Raw genomic sequence first — 20,815 nt, 5'->3', positions numbered from 1 at the left:
TTCGGATGAAAAAAATATTAGTTATTACATTAACATTGATTTTGACATTATTGGGAGGATGTGAGGAGAAAAAAATCGAAAAAAAAGATAAACTTACTTTTGCGCAGTTGAGTGATCCGAAAACATTGGATCCACAAAATTCAACAGATAATTATTCTCAGATAGCCATAACTCAGATATATGATAGATTATTTGAAATAGATGAAAAAACAGGAACTCCAATTCCTAGTTTGGTTGAAAGCTATGAGAGAGTAAACGATAAAATATTAGATATTAAATTAAAAAAAGATGTAAGATTTACAAATGGAGATGTTTTAACTTCTGAAGATGTAAAGTTTACAATAGAAAGAGCAAAAGCTAATCCAAAAGTATCTCATCTTTATAAAATGATAAATAATATTGTTATACTATCAGATAACGAGTTTCAAATAATAACTGAACAGGCATTTTCACCTTTATTAAATCATTTAAGTCACAAATCTTCATCAGTTATAAATAAAAAAGAGGTTCTAAAAGATGAAAGTAAGTATTTTGAAAACCCAATAGCAACAGGGCCTTATAAAGTTGAAAGTTGGGCAATAGGAGATAATATCACTTTATCATCAAATCAAAATTACTATAAAGGAATTCCAAGTATAAAAACTATAGTTATAAAAGCTGTTCCGGAAGAAAATAGTAGGGTAATAGGACTGGAAACAGGAGAGATAGATATGTCTTTAGATATTCCTGCAATCTCTTGGAATGATTTAGAAAAGGATGGAAAGATTAGAGTATATTCAGCCCCTTCAACTACAACTGGATATATAGGATTGAACACAAATTCTTCTATACTATCAAATAAAATTTTAAGACAAGCTATTGCTTTAGCAATTGATAAACAAAGTATAGTTGATACTATATATTTAGGAAAAACAAAAGTGGCTAATCAATTTTTAGCTCCTCCAGTTTTTGGATATAATCAAAAAGAGAGTGATGGAGAGTTTAATCCAGAGAAAGCAAGAAAAATATTAGAGGATAATGATTTAATAGGAACTAAACTTAAAATTGCTGTAAGTAGTCCGGAAAGAGTTCAAGTAGCAACAATAATTCAAGATCAATTGAAAAAAATAGGGATAAATTTAGAAATAGAATTATTAGAATGGGGAGCTTTTTTATCACAAACAGGATCTGGAAATACAGATATGTTTATAATGGGATGGGGACCATCAACTTATGATGCAGATTACGGATATTACCCTAATATTCACAGTAGTCAATTAGGAAGTAATGGAAATAGAACTTTTTATTCAAATTTAAAAGTGGATGAGTTATTAGAGATGGCAAGAAAAGAGAGTGACAATGAAAAAAGAAAAGGGTATTATATAGCTATCCAAAAAATATTAAATGATGAAGTTCCATTAATACCACTATATCATGGAAATGTTGTTTATGGAGCGAGTACATCTCTAAAAAATGTTTCAGCAACAGGATATCCAGAGTTTTATAAATATGAGTTTTGAATTTAAGGGGAGTGAAAAAAATGAACAAGATTAAATTACTAGAAGAATTATCAAATTTACATGGTGCACCAGGACATGAACATGATGTTGTAGAGTTTATAAAGAAACAAATGAAAGGTTTTAATTGTAAAAGAGATTCTATAAACAATCTATATATTCAAACTGAGAATCAAGGGGATTCAAAACCAGTTGTTGCTTTAGATTGCCACAGTGATGAGGTTGGATTCATTGTGGAGGGAATTAAATCTAATGGAACACTAAGTTTTTTACCATTAGGAGGTTGGCATATAGCAAATATTCCAGCTCATTCAGTAGTTATAAAAAACTTCAAAGGTGAATATATAAGAGGGGTTGTTTCATCAAAACCACCTCACTTTATGACGGCAGAAGAGAAAGCTAGATTACCTAAAATAGATGAATTAGTAATAGATATAGGAACAAGTTCGTATGAAGAAACAATAAGTTTATACGGAATTGAAGTTGGAAACCCTATAACACCGGATGTACAGTTTTCTTATGATGAGAAAATAGATGTTGTAAGAGGAAAAGCTTTCGACAATAGAGTTGGATGTGCAATTGTAATGGAGATATTAAAAGAAGTAAAAGATTGTAAATTAGATGTGATTCCGATTGGAGTTATAAGTTCTCAGGAAGAGATTGGATTAAGAGGGGCACAAGTAGCTGCGAATACAATAAAACCAGATTTTGCAATTATATTTGAAGGATCTCCAGCAGATGATACATTTAAAGATAGTTTCTTATCTAAAGGAGCGATAGGAAAAGGAGTTCAATTTAGAGTTTTAGATGCAGGAATGGTTTCTAATCCTAGAATTCAAGAGTTTGTAAAAACAATAGCTACTGAAAATAACATAAAATATCAAGTTATAGCAAGAAGTGGTGGAAGTACAAATGGTGGAAAATATCATGTAGCTGAAAAGAGCATTCCAACTGTTGTTATAGGAATACCAACAAGATATATACATACTCACTATACTTATGCTTCTGCTAAGGATTATAGAGATGCGATTGTTTTAGGAAGAAAAATATTAGAAAATTTAACGAATGAAGTAATAAAAACCTTTTAAAAAATGCAGGGCATCATGCCCTGCATTTTTTAAAAATTATAACTAAAATAATTTACAATTGATTTTCACAAACGCCTTTTTTAATAAATTCATCAAGATTCTCATACGAAATCTCAATCATATTTGTTAAAGCTTCATCTGTGTATGATCCAATATGGGGAGTGATTAAAACTTTAGGATAGAAATCTAAAAGTTTTTGAATAGTAGTATCAATCTCTTTATTTTTCATATCTTTGAAGAAGAAATCTTTTTCATTTGTAAATACGTCGCTTGCGTATCCACCAACTTTCCCAGTTTCTAATCCTTTAAGGATAGCTTCAACATCTTGTAACTCTCCTCTTGCAGTATTGATTAGAATAACATCTTTTTTAGCTTTTGAAATTAATTCGTCATTGATTAGGTTATCATTTTGTCCTTTGATATATGGGCAGTGTAAAGTAATAATATCTGAATTCTTTATTAAATCATCCATTGAAACATACTCTAAAATATCTTTAGCATTTTCATTAGGATAGATATCATAAGCTAAAACTTTAGCTCCTAGACCTTTGAATAGTCTAGCTGTTGTAAGACCTATTTTTCCAGTTCCAACAACTCCTACAGTTAGGTTTCTAATCTCTCTGCTGAACATGAATTCATCAACAACAAAGTTTTTTTCTCTAGATCTGTTAATCATATAAGTCCCTTTTCTAACTAAGTTCATCGCAAATGTAATTGCAAGCTCAGCAATTGCATTTGGAGAATAAGTGGGAACTCTAGCCATTTTGAATCCCATCTCTTTAGCAGCTTCTAAATCGATATGATTATATCCAACAGTTCTAGTTAGTAGATATTTTACACCATAACTTTTTATGATTTCTAAATTTTTTCTATTAGCAGGACAATTCGCTCTTAGCATAACAGCTTCATGTCCTTTAATCAGATGTATATTATCATCGTTTAATAATGCTTCAACAAGAGTTAACTCATATCCAAATCTATTTAATTTTATGAAGAACTCCTCTTCTACTTTTCTAACACCAAAACATATTAATTTCATTTTTCCTCCTAAAAAATTATTATCCAAATATCTCTAAAGATTTAATAACCTCTAAAATTACAATCCATAACGGCATACATATTACACTGAAAACTGTAGATAGTAAAGAACAATTTGAAGTCATAAGTGATTCTTTATCAAATTTAATTGCGTAAGCTGCAGCAACAGTGGCAGTAGGTGTTGCCATCATTATAACAACAGTAGCAAGTCCAACAAAAGATATAGGTAAAATATTTGTTACGTTTAAGATATATAAAGCTACTATATTTATTGCAGGAACCCCTAAAACTTTGATGAAGCTATATATCCAAGAATCTTTAGATGAGAATGCTTCTTTAAGAGATATATCAGCTAATTTTGCACCGATAGATATCCAAGCTAATGGAGAGCAAAGAGCTGCTAAGTATGTCATAGGTCTAAATAACCAGAAAGCTGTTTTATCGATTCTTAAAAATGCATACTCTTTACCAGCAACTGTAATTTGAGGTAGAGAACTTTGGAATACCCAGATAAACATCCCTAAGAAAGTAGCTAAAACAATTGGATTTAAAAACATTTGAGCTACATTTTTCTTATCAACTTTAACACCAGACATTTTGATATATCCATAAGAGTAAAGGAAAACTCTGTAAGCAATATTAAAGATAGAAGCATACATAACTCCAAGCTCACCGTAAACAGCTGCAATGATTGGAATTCCAAAGAATGTAGTTGAACCGAAAATAGTTAAAACTTCAAGAACAGCTTTTTTATCTCCTTTATACTGAATATATAAAACTTTTGTTAAAAATATTAAGATGATATATATTGCAAATCCCCAAATTAAAAGATTTAAACCTTGTTCTAGGCTGTTTTTATTTATATCTTGCATAAATGAATTGAACGCTAAAGCAGGTAAAGATGCTGAAAGAATAACGTCACTAAGTGTTTTAGATGTACTTGCTGTTAGAACCTCTTTTTTTCTTAAGTAGAAACCAAAAAGTATAATTAAAACCGACGAAGAGATAGCTCCAACAATACTATTGTTACTTAGAATACTTGAAAAAATTTCACTAAAATTCATAAAAATCCTCCTAATTATAATAAAAATTGTTATTTAATAAATACTTCATAACTACTATAAATCTTTTTAAATAGATTTACAATTTTTTAAACTTTATAAATAGTTTTTAAACTTTTTTAAGTAAAATTAAGAGAAAATAGGTGTGAGTTAGATAAAAAAGTTATCATAGTTTGTATAATAATTTAATTTTACGAACTCTTTTAAATATGGTAGTATATCAGTTATGAAGAAGTTAAATTTTAAAAATAAAATAATGGTTTGGGTTTTAATAATAAATATGATTCCTTTGATATTTTCATATACAATATTTTTAAACGAGAAAATAAAAAGTGATGAAAATAATATAACCAAAAATCTTTTAGAAGCAGCAAAGATAGTTAGTACAAATAAAGAGATAAGAAATAACTTAGAGTTAAGTTATGAAAAAAATAATATAGAAAAAAAGGTTGATGGTTTGATTGAGATATTTAGAGATATTGATATTATTGTGGTCGCAAATATAGATGGAATAAAATATTCGCACCTAGATAAGTCACAAATAGGAGATAAATTTGTTAATCCTGTAGAGTGGGAAAAAATAAAAAAAGGAGAGGGATATTTCTCAAGAATGCTTGGTTCGATGGGAGTTACTTTTAGAAGATTTGAACCAATATATGATAATAAAAATAAAGATATTATTGGATTTGTAATGGTGGGGAAATATTACAAATCAATTTTAGATATGAATAGAAAAACAACTTTGATGTTAGTGTTTTTATTTATAACATCAATAACACTATCTACTATTTTAGCAGCAAATTTTGCAAAAAAAATAAAGAAAAGTTTATTTGGTCTTGATCCAGAAGAGATAGGAAGATTGTATATAGAAGAGCGTTTAATAATAGATAATTTAGAATCTGGGTTAATAGCTTTAAATACAAAAAATGAGATATTGAAAGTAAATAGTGTTTTTTCAAAAAAATATGTAGAGCTTTGTTCTGAGATGGTTTTAAAAAAAGTGAGTCATTATTTGGAAAAGAAAGAGAATACCGCTAGAAATATTGAGGTTTTAATAGATGGTGGATATTACTATGTTAAAATACTACCAATTTATAATTTAAATGAATATTATGGAACAATCTTACTTATAAAAACAAAAGATGACGTAAATAGATATGCAAGAGAGATTACAGGGATAGATCAATTAGTGGATGGAATGAGAGCTAATATACATGAGTTTAAAAATAGATTGCATGTTATTTTAGGGTTGATAAATTTAGACAAAATTGAGATGGCAAAAAAATATATTCTTGAGATTCAAGATTTAAATGAATATGATTTCAAAAAATTTATAAATATAAAAAATCCATTTTTAAAAGCAATATTATTAGGAAAGGATGCTATTTGTAAAGAGAGGAAAATTCAATTTTTAGTAAATGCAGAGTCTTTAGTTTCAACAGAGATTAGAATTCCAATTTTTGAAGATATTAGTACAATTATTGGAAACCTAATAGAAAATTCAATAGAATCATTTAAAGAGTATAATATTAAAGATAAGAGAATAGAGATAAAAATAATAGAAACAGAGAAAGAGATAGAATTTGAAGTATGGGATAATGGAGAACAGATTCCACAAGAAAATTTTATTAAAATATATGAACAAGGATTCTCAACAAAAGGAAGTTCGCGTGGAGTAGGATTGAATATAGTAAAAAATAAAGTTGATTTGTATAGTGGAACTGTTGAGTTTGAGCAAAATGAAGATGGGAAATTTTTTAAAGTAAGGGTGATGAAGTAGTTGAAAAAAGTTTTAGTCGTAGAAGATGATCCAATGGTTGCAATGATAAACATGGAATATATATCTAAAATATCAGATTTAGAGATTGTTGGTTTAGCAATAAATAAGGAAGAAGTCTTTAGATATTTGAAAATAGAAAAGGTTGATTTGATATTGATGGATATTTTTTTAGGCGGAGAAAATGGTTTAGATATTTTAAAAGAGATCAGAGGTGAGGGACATTTAACTGATGTTATTATGATTACGTCAGCTAATGGGAGTGAAGAGATAAAAAAAGCACTCTCTTTTGGGTGTTTAGACTATTTAATAAAACCATTTGATTTTGAAAGATTTAAATGTGCAATCAGAAAGTTTTATGACAGAAATGCTATATTTAACGAAAAAAAGATAGTTCAAGAAGATTTGGATAAACTAAGTTCTGCTTCAGATGAAACAAATATAAATTTACCTAAAGGATTAAATGACAAAACATTGCGGTTAGTTATAGATAAAATTGAAGAGTTAAATGGAAAAGAGTTCAGTATAAAAGAGATTTGTGAACTTGTTGAGATGAGTAACGTATCTACAAAAAAATATCTAGATTATTTGCAAAAAGTAAAACACATTGAAGAGAAAATTATATATGGTAACATAGGTAGGCCACAGTATATTTATAAAAAGAGATAGATTAAAAAAATAGCAGGTTTGTATTAAATTTACAAATACTGCTATTTTTAATATAGGTATTAATTACTATGAATATTAATATACGAAGTACCTTCTGCTACAATATCTACAGGGCCATCTATAAATGTATTACTATTTTCAATAGAAACAATTAAAAAACCACCAGGTTGATTGATTTTTATAGAGTCGATATTTTTATAGGTGTTCAAATAAAATCCAAGAGCAGAGGTTCCAGAAGCACAGCTATTTTCCCAAGTTCCTCCTATACCTTCAATATAAACATATGGAATCATAAATAATTTTTTAGAATCGAAAAACATGACTCCAAAGTTTAAAATTCCATAATTCTTGCAATAATTATGAATTAATTCGAGTAGAAAATTATCAATCTCCTTAGATTCGACGATAAAGTGTGTTATACCTGAGAAATAGAATATATAAATTTGATAGTTATTTAAAACGATAGTTTCGGTAGCGATATAATTAGGCATTTTAATTTTGGCAAAATAGCGATTTTTAAAAGCAGTACCAGTAATTTCTAAATTTAAGGGAGTGGATTCACCAGAACATGTGATAGTGTATATTTTTTTATCTTTAAAGCTATCGTCATTAAATGCAAGAAAAGCACCAAAAGAGCGACAGGCATTTCCGCAGAACTCTCCGCCCATCATTTCCAAGTGAGTTGTATTAATAAAACCTACTTGCTCAGCATCTAAAGAGTTTTTAGTCATTGAAACTTTTGAAATAGCTTTAAATTCATCTTTTATGATATTGTTTTGATGATAAAGTAATGTGATATTTCCAGATGGGTTAATTTTTACGAATTTTAATTCTTTTAAACTCATGTTATCTACCCCCTTAAGTTTTATTTAAGATTTTTATATTGATAATAGTATATACCTCGAAAAGTTTTAATTGTCAAAAAATAAAAAAAACAAAAAATGAAAAAATATTTTCAAAATTTATTGACAAATATCTTGTATATAGAGTAATATTGTTGAAATTACTTACTTGATGAGGTTTTAGAAGTGAAGAATAAAAAATATTTTTTAGGATTACTATTAGCAGGAATTACAGTAACTGGATGCGGATCAAAAGACAGTTCGAGTTCAAAAAACAATGAATCAAAAATTGTAACAGTCTCTTTAGGATCAAAGCCAAAAAGTTTAGATCCAACAATGTACAATGAAATCCCATCTCTATCTATCGTAAAACAAATATATAATACACTTTTTAAAATAGATTTGAATGGAAATATAGTTCCAGAATTAGCGGAATCATTCGAATATGTAACTCCAACTGAGTTGGTAATAAAGTTAAAAAAAGGAGTTAAGTTTCATAATGGAGAGGAATTAAAAGCGAGTGATGTAGTTTTTAGTATAAAGAGAATGACAGAAAAACCAGCTACTAAAGTTATGTTAGATGTGGTTCAATCTGTAGAGGCAGATGGAGAATACGGAGTTATAATAAAATTAAAGGAACCATCAGCACCTTTATTATTTACATTATCTTATCCATTGACTGCTATTTTAAATGAAAAATATATTTTAGAAAAAGGAAATAACATAGGAACAGATGCTATGGGAACAGGAGCATTCAAATATGCCAATTGGGGAGATGGCGAAAAAATTCAATTAGTGGCTAATGAAAACTATTTTGGTGATAAAGCTAAAATAGATGAACTTATATTTAGAGCAATTCCAGAAAATACAAGTAGGTTAGCTGCTCTAGAAACAGGAGAGATAGATATAACAACTGTTGCACCTATAGATGTTCAAACTGTGGAAAGTAATAACGAGCTATATGCAGTTTCATTCCCAACAACATCTACGGAATATTTGACTTTAAATATGAACAGAGAACCATTTAATAATAAAGAATTTAGGAAAGCACTACACCATGCAATAGATAAACAAAGTATTGTAGATGCAGTATATTTAGGTAAAGCTAGCGTGGCAAATACGATTGTAAACCCAACTGTTTTTGGAAGCGATCAAACTATTGGAAAAACAGATTATGATCCAGAAAAAGCCAAGGAATATTTAGAAAAATCAGGAGTAAAAAATAGAACAATAAAAATAATGTCAAATGATAATTTGGTAAGACTTCAAGCAGCTCAGATAGTTCAAGCTAATTTGAAAGAGATTGGAATAAATGCAGAGATAGAAACTGTTGAGTGGGGAACTTATTTACAAATGACGGCTCAAGGAGACTATGACATCTTTATTGGTGGATGGGTTGCAGGAACATCAGATGCAGATATAGTTTTATTCCCACTACTTCATAGTAGCTATAAGGGAGGAGCAGGAAACAGAGCTAATTTTGATAACAAAGATTATGATAAACTGGTAGAGTTAGGAAGAACATCAACTGAACCTTCTGAAAGATTGAAAGCATATTCAGAAGCACAAACAATTTTAGAAGAGGAAAGTCCATTAATTCCTTTATATTATAAGAATGAAAATATGGGATTAAATAAAAGAATTACAAATTTTGAAGCTATGCCAAATCTGATTCATGATTATTCAATAATAGAGATTAAAGATTAGTTTAAAGATTGACAAAACTCTTTCATGAGAGTATGATAATTAACAATTTAGAGAGTGGGAGGAGATTATGAAATTAGATTTGCATTATACACTAGAATTTACAAAAGAGATTTTAAATATTCCGAGTCCAGCTGGGTATACAGAAAAAGCCATGGATAGAATTGCTAAAGAGTTGGATTTTTTAGGTTTTACTTATACTTATAGCAGAAAAGGTTGTTTGATTGTTAAGCTTGAAGGAGAGGATAGTTCATATACAAGATTACTTTCAGCACACGTAGACACTCTTGGAGCAATCGTAAAAAAAGTAAAAAAAAATGGTCGTTTAGAACTGTTAAATATTGGTGGATATGCTTGGGGATCGGTTGAAGGAGAAAATGTAACTATTCATACTTTAGATGGAAGAGAGTATGAGGGAACAGTTCTTCCAGTTAAAGCATCAGTTCATGTTTATGGGGATATTCCAAGAGAGATGCCAAGAACGGCTGAAACCATGGAAGTCAGATTGGACTATGATGTTTTTAGTGAAGTAGATACGAGAGCGTTAGGGATTTGTCAAGGAGATTTTGTAAGCTACGAAACAAATACTAGAGTTACAGAGTCAGGATATATAAAATCAAGATATTTGGATGATAAACTTTGTGTAGCACAAGTTTTAACATACTTGAAATATTTAAAAGATAATAAGAAAAAACCTAAAAATAATCTATATCTTTACTTTTCAAATTTTGAAGAGGTAGGGCATGGAGTTTCAGAGATTCCTAAAGATGTAGATGAGTTTGTAGCTTTAGACATTGGACTTGTAGCGGAAGATGCAGATGGTGATGAGAAAAAAGTAAGTATTGCAGCAAGAGATAATAAAACTGTTTATGATTTTGGAATAAGAAAAAAAATACAAGCAGCAGCAGATAAGCATGGAATAGCCTACACAGTTGGAGTATATAATAGATATGGTTCAGATGCCACAGCTTCAATTCTTCAAGGAGCAGATTTGAGATATGCTTGTATTGGACCAAATGTAGATGCGACACATCACTATGAAAGAACTCATATAGATGGAGTAGTTGAAACAATAAAACTTTTAATAGCATATTTATAGAAAAGTAAAAGGGCTACAAATTATTTTGTAGCCCTTTAAATTTAATATTTTATTTTTTTAAAACTTTATCTTTATCTAGTTCAATTTTTAGAGTTTCAGCAAGTTTTAAGTAGTTATCCCAAGCTGTATTTCTTCTTGTGAAACCGCTAGTTTTATAGTTTCCACTTCTTTCAGTAGCTGGTAAATCTGTTAAATCTAAAAGGTTTTGAGTTTTTATAACTTTATCATTTAAAGCGTCCATTTGAACATTGAATCCAATACGAGAAGGTTCATCATACATGATACTCCAGTATTTAGATTGTCTGTAGAACTCTTTTGAAGTTTTATCCTTTATCTCATCTTTAGAATCAGCAAAAATTTCATCATATCTGCACTCTACAATTTTTCCATTTTCAATAATAACTTTTAAAAATCCAGTTAATCCATTTTCAAATTTTTCAGAAATACTATAGTATTTTGAGTTAGATTTTTTATTCATAGAAATACTCAATTTTTCTGCTAATGGAAGCATAGATTGCTGTATACTATTTGATGCTCCAGCAACGGTATCAAAATCTCCAGTTAGTCTTTGTTCTGTAATCATTTGATTTTCAGCGACTAATACACCCTCTATCCAAGAAACTCCTGCTTTTTCTGCCATTGAGAAGTTATATGGCGATAACCTTTTTGAAACATTTTGATAAAAACGATTGTAGTAATTTGGTCTTGTCAATTCATTAAACTCAACATGAACCAATTTCCCATTGTTTTTTACTACCTCAAGAGTTCCAAGATGACCTTGACGGAATCTTTCTTCAATTCTGTAGTAATCTCCCTTTACGATACCTTGTTTTGGTTGTACTGACCAATTTGGTATTTTACTTTCAGCTACCGATAAAGCTGAAGATAAGATAAATGCACTAATTAAAAAAAATTTTTTCACGTGTTCCCTCCAAAAAATTGTTACTATAGTACAGTATACCTTTATTTTAACTTTTGAGTCAATATTCTAAATGGTGAAAATATGATATAATAATACAGTATTTTGAACAAAATTAGCTTTAAGAGGAGTTATGAAATGGTTTTAGGGGAATTTTTAAAAAGAAAAGATGTTAAGTTATCTGGAAAGAGATATTTTGTAGATGCCTTAGGAGCAATGGCTTTAGGTATGTTTTCAACTTTAATCACAGGATCGATATTAAATATGATAGGAGAGAGATTAGGGATTCTTTTTCTGTCACAGGTTGTATGGCCGACAGCTAGAAATATGGCCGGACCAGCTATTGGAGTAGCAATAGCATATGCTTTAAAAGCACCGCCATTAGTTTTATTTTCATCAACTTTTACAGGAGCAATTGGATATTCTTTAGGAGGGCCAGTCGGTGCTTATGCAGCTGCTTTAATCGGATCTGAATTAGGAAAGATGATATCAAAAGAAACAAAAGTAGATATCATTTTAACACCGGTGGTAACAATGATGGCAGGTAGTATTGTAGGAGTATATTTTGGTCCGATTTTAGATAAGATGATGACAGCTTTAGGATTTATTATAATGCAGACAACAGAATTACAGCCTTTATTTATGGGAGCTTTAATCTCTGTATTTATGGGAATGGCTTTGACGCTTCCAATAAGTAGTGCTGCAATAGCGATGATGTTAAAATTAGAAGGACTAGCCGCAGGAGCTGCAACTTTAGGGTGCTGTACACAGATGGTTGGTTTTGCAGTTATAGGATTTAAAGAGAATGGTTGGGGAGGATTAGTTGCTCAAGGTCTTGGAACTTCTATGCTACAATTTTCAAATATAGTAAAGAATTGGAAAATATGGATACCGTCAATTTTAGGATCTATAATTTTAAGTCCACTAGTAACTATAGTTTTTAAGATGGAAAATACCTTTGCAGGAGCTGGAATGGGAACAAGTGGTTTGGTAGGAATTTTTGAAAGCTATGTAGCGATGTCAAAAATTGGTAGAGGTGGAAGTAAAATGATTTTAATAATAATTGTTTTATATGTTATTCTTCCTGCTATAGTAACATATTTAATCTCAGTTTTTATGAGAAGGAAAAATTATATAAAAGATGGTGATTTAAAAATAGAATCATAAAACTAAAAAACACTTAAAGTATTAATTCATGTGAATTAATATTTTAGGTGTATTTTTTTTATCATAAATCCGCAAAAAATACAAAATAAATTTTAAATAAAATAAAAATAAAAAAATATTTGCAAAAAATACAATAAAGAGTTATAATTTTTAAAAATTTTTACTAGGGGGAAGAGAGATGTTAGTATATTTTTTTAAAAGAATTTTGACAACTATTTGCACACTTTTTTTAGTTATCACATTGACATTTTTTTTAATGAGGTTAATGCCTGGAGGACCTTTCGATGGTGAAAAAAATATCCCACCAAAAATTAAGATAAAATTAGAAGAAAAATTTGGATTGAATAAACCTTTAAGTCAACAGTATATCTCTTATGTAAAGGACCTGACTAAAGGAGATTTAGGACCGAGTATGAAGAGAGAAGGAAGAACAGTAAATTGGATTATTGGGTATTCGTTTCCAACATCTGCAAAATTAGGTTTGGTTGCAGTACTAATATCTTTGACCGTAGGAATATCTTTAGGTATTTTAGCAGCGTTAAATTTTAATAAATGGCCGGATTCTGTTTGTATGGTGCTTTCAACCTTAGGAGTTACTATTCCAAGTTTTGTTGTAGGGGTATTTCTGATGTATATTTTTGGAGTTAAATTAAAAATGGTACCAATTGTAGGATTAAAAACATGGGATTCATATATTCTTCCGAGTATTGCTCTTTCTGGATATTCAATCGCATTTATAGCTAGATTGACACGTTCAAAATTGATTGAGGTAATGAAATCAGATTATATTAGAACAGCTAGAGCAAAAGGTTTAAGTAAAGGAAGAATTATTATAAAGCACGCTCTTAGAAATACATTGATACCAATTGTAACTTATGTAGGACCTTTAGTAGCTGGTATCTTAACTGGAAGTTTTGTTATAGAGAAAATATTTGCAATTCCAGGATTAGGAAGTGAATTTGTAACAACTATAACAAATAGAGATTATACGGTCATTTTAGGTGTAACTATCTTTTATAGTGCATTTTTAATGATTTGTAACTTAATTGTAGATTTACTTTATGTAGTTATAGATCCAAGAATTAAACTTGATAAATAGGGGGCATTTATGAATAACGATTTAGATTTTACCTTTGTTCTAGAAAGTGAAAAGGTAAAAGATGAAATAACTAGGAAAAGTTTTACATTTGCACAGGATGCATGGAGAAAATTAAAAGGAAATAAATTATCTATAGCTGGATTAATTTTTATTATTTTGATAACAGTCTTAGCAGTTGTTGTTCCGATGCTTTCGAGTTATAGTATCTTTGAAACAGATTTAGGAAAAACTAATCAATTTCCAAGTATGACTCATCTCTTTGGAACAGATCAATTGGGAAGAGATATATTTGTAAGAGTTATGTTTGGTGCACGATATTCATTAGCAATTGCGTTTATAGCTTCTTTTTTAAATCTAATCATAGGAATCTTATATGGTGGAATTTCAGGATATTTTGGTGGCCGAATAGATATGATAATGATGAGAATTGTGGATATAATATACTCAATTCCTATGACAATATATGTAATTTTGATTATGGTAACTTTTGAAAAAGGTGGTTTTTTAAATATAGTACTAGCTTTAGCACTTTCATATTGGATTGGAATGGCTAGAATTGTTAGAGGGGAAATTCTACAACTAAAACAACAGGAATACATCTTAGCCGCTAGAACTTTAGGAGCTTCAAATAGAAGAATTTTATTTAAACACCTTTTACCAAACAGTATGAGTTCAATAATAGTGACGTTGACATTACAAATACCATCGGCTATATTCACAGAAGCATTTCTAAGTTTTATTGGACTTGGGATAACTCCACCAGCTGCATCTTGGGGAACTTTGGCAAATGATGCACTAGGAGGATTTAGACTTTATCCATATCAACTTATATTTCCAACTTTGGCGATATGTTTTACGATATTAGCTTTTAATCTTTTAGGTGATGGATTAAGAGATGCATTAGATCCGAAGGTTAGGGGGTAGAATATGAAAAAATTATTGGAAGTTAAAAATTTGAAAACATCATTTACAACGCATCATGGAGAGGTTCAAGCGGTAAGAGGAGTTACTTTTGATTTGTTAAAAGGCGAAGTTTTAGGAGTAGTTGGTGAATCGGGAAGTGGAAAAAGTATAACGATGATGAGTATAATGAAACTTTTAGAGGAGAATGGAGAAATAAAAGAGGGAGAGATTACTTTCAATAATGAAAGAATTGATAGACTCACAGAGAAAGAGATGAACTCAATAAGAGGAGATAAAATTTCGATGATATTTCAAGATCCTATGACATCGTTAAATCTTTTAATTCCTATTGGAAAACAGATAACAGAGACTTTGATTGTACATAAAGGTATGAGTAAAAAAGATGCGTTTGAAAAAGGAGTTCAGTTGTTAGAAGATGTTGGAATACCAATGGGGAAAACTAGAATGAAGCAGTATCCACATGAGTTTTCAGGTGGTATGCGTCAAAGGGTTATGATAGCAATGGCATTAGCAACAAACCCGGAGCTTCTAATAGCAGATGAACCGACAACAGCTTTAGATGTAACTATTCAAGCTCAGATTTTAGATTTAATGAGAAAAATAAAGAAAACTAGTGATACATCAATCATTCTTATTACTCATGACTTAGGAGTGGTTGCAGAGATGTGCGATCGTATCAATGTTATGTATGGTGGAGTTATTGTTGAACAAGGTATGACGAGAGATATATTTTATAATACGAAACATCCTTATACTTTAGGACTTTTAAAAAGTGTACCTAATCCAGAAAGGGTGGGAAAAGAAAAGTTAAAACCTATAATGGGAACACCTCCAGATTTATTAAATCCGCCAAAGGGATGCCCTTTTTATCAAAGATGTGAATATTCTATGAAAGTGTGTAAGGATAATATGCCACCATTTTTTGAGATAGATGAAAATCATAGATCTGCTTGCTGGTTAAATCATAAAGACGCACCTAAAGTTGGAATAAATTAATCGGGAGGAAGTTATGGAGAAGAATTTATTAGAGATAAAAAATCTATGTAAGTATTTTAATATAAAAAATAGTGTTTTTGAAAAAAAGAGAAAGATTTTAAAAGCTGTTGATGGAGTTTCTTTAGAGATTAGAAAGGGGGAAACTTTAGGTTTAGTTGGAGAATCTGGATGTGGAAAAACAAGTTTAGGAAGAACGATTGTTAAATTATATGAACCAACTTCTGGAGATATAATTTATGATGGAGAAAATTTAACGAATTTAAATTTTCAAGAGATGAAGAATTTTAGAAGAAAAATTCAAATGATATTTCAAGATCCATATGCATCTCTTAATCCTAGACAAACTATAGGAGATATAATAAAAGAGCCCATGGAGATTCACAATCTTTATAGTAAAGAGGAAAGAGGAAGAAAAGTTTTAGAAACTTTAGAATTGGTAGGATTAAATGCTACACATATGAGTAGATATCCACATGAGTTTTCAGGAGGTCAAAGACAACGGGTTGGTATAGCTAGAGCATTAGCGTGCAATCCCGAGTTTATTGTTTGTGATGAGCCAATTTCCGCTTTGGATGTATCTATTCAAGCACAGATTATAAATACTTTAGAGGAACTACAAGAAAAATTGGGATTGACTTATTTGTTTATAGCTCATGATTTATCAATGGTAAAACATATTTCGGATAGAGTTGGAATAATGTATTTAGGAAAATTAGTTGAAATATCAGATAGTGATAGGGTATATGATAAACCTATGCATCCATACACTCAAGCATTACTTTCAGCAATTCCAATACCGGATCCAGATATATCGTTAAAAAAAGAGAGAATAATATTAGAGGGGGATATACCGACTCCTATCAATCCAAGTGGAGGATGTAGATTTAAAAGTCGTTGTCCAAAGGCATTTGAAAAGTGTCAAACAATAGAACCTGAATTGAAAGAGGTAGAGAAAAATCATAAAGTTGCATGTCATTTATATAACAAAGTTTAATTTATCATATACTAATTTTAAAAGGAGGAGTTTATGTTAGGGAGATTAAATGGAAAAAATTTAGCATTAGCATCAATGGTTTTATTTTTAGCAGCATGTGGAGGGAAAAGTGAAGAGAAAGTAGCAGAAAATTCTACGACATCTAAAAAAAATGCAATATCATATAATTTAGGAAGTGATCCAAAAACAATAGATCCACAACTGAATACAGCGGTTGATGGATCGATAGTTTCTTCAAATGTGTTTGAAGGATTATTTGCAGAGGGAGAGGATGGGAAATCAGTTCCAGCAGCGGCAGAATCTGTAGATATATCAGCAGACGGATTAGTTTATACATTTAAAATAAGAGAAGGAGCAAAGTGGTCAGATGGAAAATTAGTTACAGCAAATGATTTTGTGTATTCTTGGAAAAGAGGACTGACAGCAGATACAGCTATGGAATATGCATATCAACTATTTTATATAAAAAATGGAGAGAAATTTTACAATGGTGAAGTTGGAGAAGCTGAACTAGGTGTGAAAGCTATAGACGATAGAACATTACAAGTAACTTTAGAAAATGCGACACCATATTTTTTATCTTTAACAGCGTTTCCTGCATATTTCCCTTTGAGAGAGGATATTGTTAAAGATAATTCAAGTTGGGCAATAGATGCTAAAACATATATAGGAAATGGGCCATTTAAGATTAAAACTTGGAATCCTAAAGAGAATATAGTTTTAGTTCCAAATGATAACTATTGGGGTAGATCAGAAGTAAAATTAGACGAGTTAAGATTTGATATGATAGTGGATGATAAAACATATTTAAATGCGTTCAAATCAGGAGAGATTGATATAATAGATTCACCACCAACAAGTGAGATACCATCACTTTTGTCTAGTGGAGAGGGGAAAGTATATCCTTATTTAGGAACATATTTTTATGTAGTGAATGTATCGGGATCAGGAACGTCTCCAGAAGTGACTAAATTCTTAGGAGACTCAAAAGTTAGAAAAGCACTAGCACTTTCGATTAATAAAAAACTTATTGTAGAACAAGTTATGAAAGGTGGACAACTTCCAGCTAGAAGTTTTGTGCCAGAGGGAATTGTAGCTACTGATGGAAAAGACTTTACGGAGAATAGTAAATATTTACCAGCAGAAGGAGATATAGAGTTAGCTCAAAAATTACTAGTTGAAGCGGGATATACATCACCAGAATCGATGCCGAAGATAACATTTACATTTAATACAGGAGATGCTCATGCTATGGTAGCTCAAGCTGTTCAAGATATGTGGAAAAAGAATTTAGGTGTAGAGGTTGAGTTAAAAAATGAGGAGTGGGCAGTGTTCCAAACAACAAGAAGTAATAAAAATTATGATATAGCAAGACATGGGTGGATAGCTGATTATAATGATCCTATGAACTTCTTAGATTTATGGTTAACAGGCGGAGGAAATAACGATGCGGGATATTCTAATCTGGAATATGATAAATATGTAAGAGATGCTCAAAAAGAAAGTGATCCAGATAAAAGAACAGCTTTACTTCATAAAGCAGAAGATATTTTGATGGAAGATATGCCAGTAATACCATTATATTACTATACGAGTGTAGTTGTGGCTAATCCGAAAGCAAAAGGATGGATTAAATCACCATTAGGTGGATATTTCTTTAAAAAAGCATATGTGGAGAATTAAGAGAAATTAGTACAAAAAGAAAAAACTGGTCAAATTTATATTCGACCAGTTTTTTCTTTTTGTTTGTATTTTTTCTTTTAATATTTTAAGTTTTTATGCTTTCAAATAGTTATATTCTTTCATCACTCTTTTTACATAGTTTTGAGTTTCTTTGAACGGAGGAATGCCGTTATATTTCTTAACATTTCCAATACCAGCATTATATGATGCTAAAGCTAAAGTAAGATTATTCTTATTTTGTTCTAGACACCAAGCAATATACTTAGTTCCTCCTTTTATATTTGAATTGATATTATTTGGATTTACCTTCATAAGTTTAGCAGTTTTAGGCATAAGTTGCATAAGTCCAGTTGCACCAACATGTGATACAGTACTTTGCTTAAAATCACTTTCAACTTTTATGATTGCAGCAATCAATTCAGGTTCAACATCATGACTGTTTGAGTGTTCCATAATACTATTATATATATTAGTAGCAGTTGCTTGAGTTTTAGTATGTTTTTCTATGTAAGTTTTTATTTTGCTTGAAGAGTTGTTCTCTTGAGAGAAAACACAAATTGTTAAAAGAAAAAATAATGCGATAAATCTAAACTTCAATAAAAATCACCTCTCGTAAAAAAATCATCTGTGAATATTATAACATAAAAATCACAAAAATGGAAATTTTTGTTCTGTTTAAAAATGTGTATGAGTTTAAAATACTCAAGGCTTCAGCAATCCTATCATTAATTTTTTTAATAACAAAACTGGAAGGGATATATCAAATTAACTCTAAATTTACGAGAAGTTAATTTTATTTTAACATCATTTTGTTACAATAATTTTATGATAACACTAGGAGGAGAAAACATATGATATTTAAGGGGAAATTTGATAATAATAAAAAAGTTGAAAAATTAGAATATAAATTTGAAATTCCAGAGGGAACAAATAGAATATCACTAAATTTGACTAAAGGACCATTTCAACATGTTTTGATATCTTTAGAAGATAGTGAAGGAAGAACAAGAGTTTTGACATCTTTTAAAACTTTTAAAAAGAAATATTATGTGACTACACATTGGGAGAGTACATCAAATTGTTGTATTCCTGGAGATATTCCACCAGGAGAATGGAAGATAAAACTACTAAAACCATATTTGGTTGAGTCTGAGTTTGAACTTGAAGTTGCAGTTGAAAATGGAAATTTAATAAAAAAAGAAAATATGAAAAAGATTAGTTTAAAAGAGCATTATCCAGACATAAAAGAGTGGTATGCAGGAGAGTTACATAATCATACAACAGTTTCTGATGGAAGTATAACATTAAAAGATTTAAAAAAAGAGATTTTAGAAAAGGGCATAGATTTTATATTTCCGACAGAGCATAACAGTATATTGACTAAATATCCTGATTTAGATAAACCAATTATTCCTTCAACAGAATTAACGTTAGATGACTTAGGTCACTTTAATCTTTTTGGATTGAGACAATTTATAGATTATTATGATTTTATAGAGGAGAACGAAAAGAGAGAGGAATCTCTGAAAAAAATATTTGCAGAAGTAAAAAAACAGGGAGGATATGTCTCATTAAATCATCCATTTCATAATAGTTCAAAGATGTGTTTAGGATTATTTTATAATATAGATTTAAAAGATTTAGATTTTATAGAAGTTATAAATTCACCAACGTCACTCGATAGAAATTCATACTACGATAAAAAAGCTTTAGAGGCCTTAGATATGTTGTGGAAAGATGGACATAAAATATTTGCAGTCGCTGGAAGTGATAATCATGGAATAACTTTAGGTGATCCATTAAATTATATTAGATTAGAAAAGTATTCAACTAAAAATATTTTGGAAAATTTAAAAAAGGGAAGAACATACATCTCTAGAGTGGGAGAGATAAAATTGAGGATGGAAAATGATGGAGATGTTATTTATCCAGGAGATGAAGTAGACGGTGAAGTTTTAATTAAAGTATTTTCTTCACAAAGTTTAGTGTGGAAAGTCATAAAAAATGGAAAAGTAATACATACTGGAAAAGGAAAAGAGTTGACTGTGACTCAATATGTATCTAGTGGAGAGTATTTAAGAATAGAAGGAGTTTCAGAAGATCACGAACCAATGGTAATTATAAATCCGATATATAATGCTTTAAAAGTACCTACACTAGAGAAATGGTTTGATGTGAAAGATGTTGTTTGGAGAGATTAGAAAAATCTAAATTGAACAAAAATTCGAAATATTTTGTTCAAAAAAAGGTTGATTTTCA

General features: G+C 29.9%; 18 protein-coding genes. 13 read left to right on the top strand and 5 right to left on the bottom strand.

Going from position 1 to position 20,815, the window contains the following annotated elements:
* The first annotated feature begins 5 nt into the window (after positions 1-5).
* Both L988_RS04090 and L988_RS04085 read left to right on the top strand, forming a co-directional pair.
* The gene (locus L988_RS04090) at positions 6-1,499 is read left to right on the top strand and encodes an ABC transporter substrate-binding protein (RefSeq protein WP_047381862.1); all 1,494 of its coding nucleotides are present in this window, start codon (positions 6-8) and stop codon (positions 1,497-1,499) included.
* Between the two features lie 20 nt (positions 1,500-1,519).
* On the top strand, positions 1,520-2,584 hold the full coding sequence (locus L988_RS04085) for a M42 family metallopeptidase (RefSeq protein ID WP_047381860.1): 1,065 nt from the start codon (positions 1,520-1,522) through the stop codon (positions 2,582-2,584).
* A gap of 52 nt (positions 2,585-2,636) precedes the next feature.
* Here the strand turns inward: L988_RS04085 and L988_RS04080 are convergent, their stop codons facing one another.
* Both L988_RS04080 and L988_RS04075 read right to left on the bottom strand, forming a co-directional pair.
* The gene (locus L988_RS04080; protein ID WP_047381858.1) at positions 2,637-3,623 is read right to left on the bottom strand and encodes a 2-hydroxyacid dehydrogenase; all 987 of its coding nucleotides are present in this window, start codon (positions 3,621-3,623) and stop codon (positions 2,637-2,639) included.
* A 19-nt stretch (positions 3,624-3,642) separates the two neighbouring features.
* Positions 3,643-4,686, bottom strand: coding sequence for an AEC family transporter (locus L988_RS04075; RefSeq protein WP_047381855.1), 1,044 nt, complete (start codon positions 4,684-4,686; stop codon positions 3,643-3,645).
* Between the two features lie 223 nt (positions 4,687-4,909).
* Between L988_RS04075 and L988_RS04070 the strand changes: the two genes are divergently transcribed.
* Together L988_RS04070 and L988_RS04065 are read left to right on the top strand one after the other, a co-directional pair.
* Positions 4,910-6,463 (top strand): ATP-binding protein, encoded by a 1,554-nt coding sequence (locus L988_RS04070; RefSeq protein WP_047381852.1) that lies wholly within the window; start codon positions 4,910-4,912, stop codon positions 6,461-6,463.
* Entirely contained in the window at positions 6,464-7,129 is a 666-nt protein-coding gene (locus tag L988_RS04065) for a response regulator (protein ID WP_047381850.1), read from the top strand. It begins immediately after the preceding gene.
* A gap of 59 nt (positions 7,130-7,188) precedes the next feature.
* Here the strand turns inward: L988_RS04065 and L988_RS04060 are convergent, their stop codons facing one another.
* Positions 7,189-7,974: a hypothetical protein gene (locus L988_RS04060; protein WP_047381848.1), complete on the bottom strand. Its 786-nt coding sequence runs from the start codon at positions 7,972-7,974 to the stop codon at positions 7,189-7,191.
* Positions 7,975-8,157: 183 nt separating this feature from the next.
* Between L988_RS04060 and L988_RS04055 the strand changes: the two genes are divergently transcribed.
* The gene (locus L988_RS04055) at positions 8,158-9,678 is read left to right on the top strand and encodes an ABC transporter substrate-binding protein (RefSeq protein ID WP_047381846.1); all 1,521 of its coding nucleotides are present in this window, start codon (positions 8,158-8,160) and stop codon (positions 9,676-9,678) included.
* Between the two features lie 67 nt (positions 9,679-9,745).
* On the top strand, positions 9,746-10,774 hold the full coding sequence (locus L988_RS04050) for a M42 family metallopeptidase (protein ID WP_047381844.1): 1,029 nt from the start codon (positions 9,746-9,748) through the stop codon (positions 10,772-10,774).
* 49 nt (positions 10,775-10,823) lie between these two features.
* Here the strand turns inward: L988_RS04050 and L988_RS04045 are convergent, their stop codons facing one another.
* The gene (locus tag L988_RS04045) at positions 10,824-11,696 is read right to left on the bottom strand and encodes an FMN-binding protein (RefSeq protein ID WP_047381843.1); all 873 of its coding nucleotides are present in this window, start codon (positions 11,694-11,696) and stop codon (positions 10,824-10,826) included.
* 135 nt (positions 11,697-11,831) lie between these two features.
* On the opposite strand from L988_RS04045, the gene L988_RS04040 reads away from it, so the two are divergent.
* The 6 genes from L988_RS04040 (at position 11,832) to L988_RS04015 (ending at position 18,556) form a co-directional block, all read left to right on the top strand.
* On the top strand, positions 11,832-12,860 hold the full coding sequence (locus L988_RS04040) for a PTS transporter subunit IIC (RefSeq protein WP_047381841.1): 1,029 nt from the start codon (positions 11,832-11,834) through the stop codon (positions 12,858-12,860).
* 178 nt (positions 12,861-13,038) lie between these two features.
* The gene (locus tag L988_RS13585) at positions 13,039-13,959 is read left to right on the top strand and encodes an ABC transporter permease (RefSeq protein ID WP_047381839.1); all 921 of its coding nucleotides are present in this window, start codon (positions 13,039-13,041) and stop codon (positions 13,957-13,959) included.
* A 9-nt stretch (positions 13,960-13,968) separates the two neighbouring features.
* Positions 13,969-14,883 (top strand): ABC transporter permease, encoded by a 915-nt coding sequence (locus L988_RS13580; RefSeq protein ID WP_047381837.1) that lies wholly within the window; start codon positions 13,969-13,971, stop codon positions 14,881-14,883.
* Between the two features lie 3 nt (positions 14,884-14,886).
* The gene (locus L988_RS04025; RefSeq protein ID WP_047381835.1) at positions 14,887-15,879 is read left to right on the top strand and encodes an ABC transporter ATP-binding protein; all 993 of its coding nucleotides are present in this window, start codon (positions 14,887-14,889) and stop codon (positions 15,877-15,879) included.
* Between the two features lie 13 nt (positions 15,880-15,892).
* Positions 15,893-16,873 (top strand): ABC transporter ATP-binding protein, encoded by a 981-nt coding sequence (locus L988_RS04020; RefSeq protein ID WP_047381834.1) that lies wholly within the window; start codon positions 15,893-15,895, stop codon positions 16,871-16,873.
* Positions 16,874-16,906: 33 nt separating this feature from the next.
* On the top strand, positions 16,907-18,556 hold the full coding sequence (locus tag L988_RS04015) for a peptide ABC transporter substrate-binding protein (RefSeq protein WP_047381832.1): 1,650 nt from the start codon (positions 16,907-16,909) through the stop codon (positions 18,554-18,556).
* Between the two features lie 93 nt (positions 18,557-18,649).
* Here the strand turns inward: L988_RS04015 and L988_RS04010 are convergent, their stop codons facing one another.
* Positions 18,650-19,153: a lytic transglycosylase domain-containing protein gene (locus L988_RS04010; protein WP_197053413.1), complete on the bottom strand. Its 504-nt coding sequence runs from the start codon at positions 19,151-19,153 to the stop codon at positions 18,650-18,652.
* Positions 19,154-19,407: 254 nt separating this feature from the next.
* Between L988_RS04010 and L988_RS04005 the strand changes: the two genes are divergently transcribed.
* Positions 19,408-20,757 (top strand): CehA/McbA family metallohydrolase, encoded by a 1,350-nt coding sequence (locus L988_RS04005; protein ID WP_047381830.1) that lies wholly within the window; start codon positions 19,408-19,410, stop codon positions 20,755-20,757.
* Positions 20,758-20,815 lie beyond the last annotated feature (58 nt).

It is taken from the genome of Cetobacterium sp. ZWU0022, assembly GCF_000800875.1.
In the GTDB taxonomy this organism is placed as follows: domain Bacteria; phylum Fusobacteriota; class Fusobacteriia; order Fusobacteriales; family Fusobacteriaceae; genus Cetobacterium_A.
This window is presented reverse-complemented; position numbering and strand designations above follow the sequence as displayed.

Bases quoted from the DNA above. Each gene is read 5' to 3' on its own strand.
- L988_RS04090 (WP_047381862.1), top strand. From the start codon at position 6: ATGAAAAAAATATTAGTTATTACATTAACATTGATTTTGACATTATTG.
- L988_RS04085 (WP_047381860.1), top strand. From the start codon at position 1,520: ATGAACAAGATTAAATTACTAGAAGAATTATCAAATTTACATGGTGCA.
- L988_RS04080 (WP_047381858.1), bottom strand. From the start codon at position 3,623: ATGAAATTAATATGTTTTGGTGTTAGAAAAGTAGAAGAGGAGTTCTTC.
- L988_RS04075 (WP_047381855.1), bottom strand. From the start codon at position 4,686: ATGAATTTTAGTGAAATTTTTTCAAGTATTCTAAGTAACAATAGTATT.
- L988_RS04070 (WP_047381852.1), top strand. From the start codon at position 4,910: ATGAAGAAGTTAAATTTTAAAAATAAAATAATGGTTTGGGTTTTAATA.
- L988_RS04060 (WP_047381848.1), bottom strand. From the start codon at position 7,974: ATGAGTTTAAAAGAATTAAAATTCGTAAAAATTAACCCATCTGGAAAT.
- L988_RS04050 (WP_047381844.1), top strand. From the start codon at position 9,746: ATGAAATTAGATTTGCATTATACACTAGAATTTACAAAAGAGATTTTA.
- L988_RS04040 (WP_047381841.1), top strand. From the start codon at position 11,832: ATGGTTTTAGGGGAATTTTTAAAAAGAAAAGATGTTAAGTTATCTGGA.
- L988_RS13585 (WP_047381839.1), top strand. From the start codon at position 13,039: ATGTTAGTATATTTTTTTAAAAGAATTTTGACAACTATTTGCACACTT.
- L988_RS13580 (WP_047381837.1), top strand. From the start codon at position 13,969: ATGAATAACGATTTAGATTTTACCTTTGTTCTAGAAAGTGAAAAGGTA.
- L988_RS04025 (WP_047381835.1), top strand. From the start codon at position 14,887: ATGAAAAAATTATTGGAAGTTAAAAATTTGAAAACATCATTTACAACG.
- L988_RS04020 (WP_047381834.1), top strand. From the start codon at position 15,893: ATGGAGAAGAATTTATTAGAGATAAAAAATCTATGTAAGTATTTTAAT.
- L988_RS04015 (WP_047381832.1), top strand. From the start codon at position 16,907: ATGTTAGGGAGATTAAATGGAAAAAATTTAGCATTAGCATCAATGGTT.
- L988_RS04005 (WP_047381830.1), top strand. From the start codon at position 19,408: ATGATATTTAAGGGGAAATTTGATAATAATAAAAAAGTTGAAAAATTA.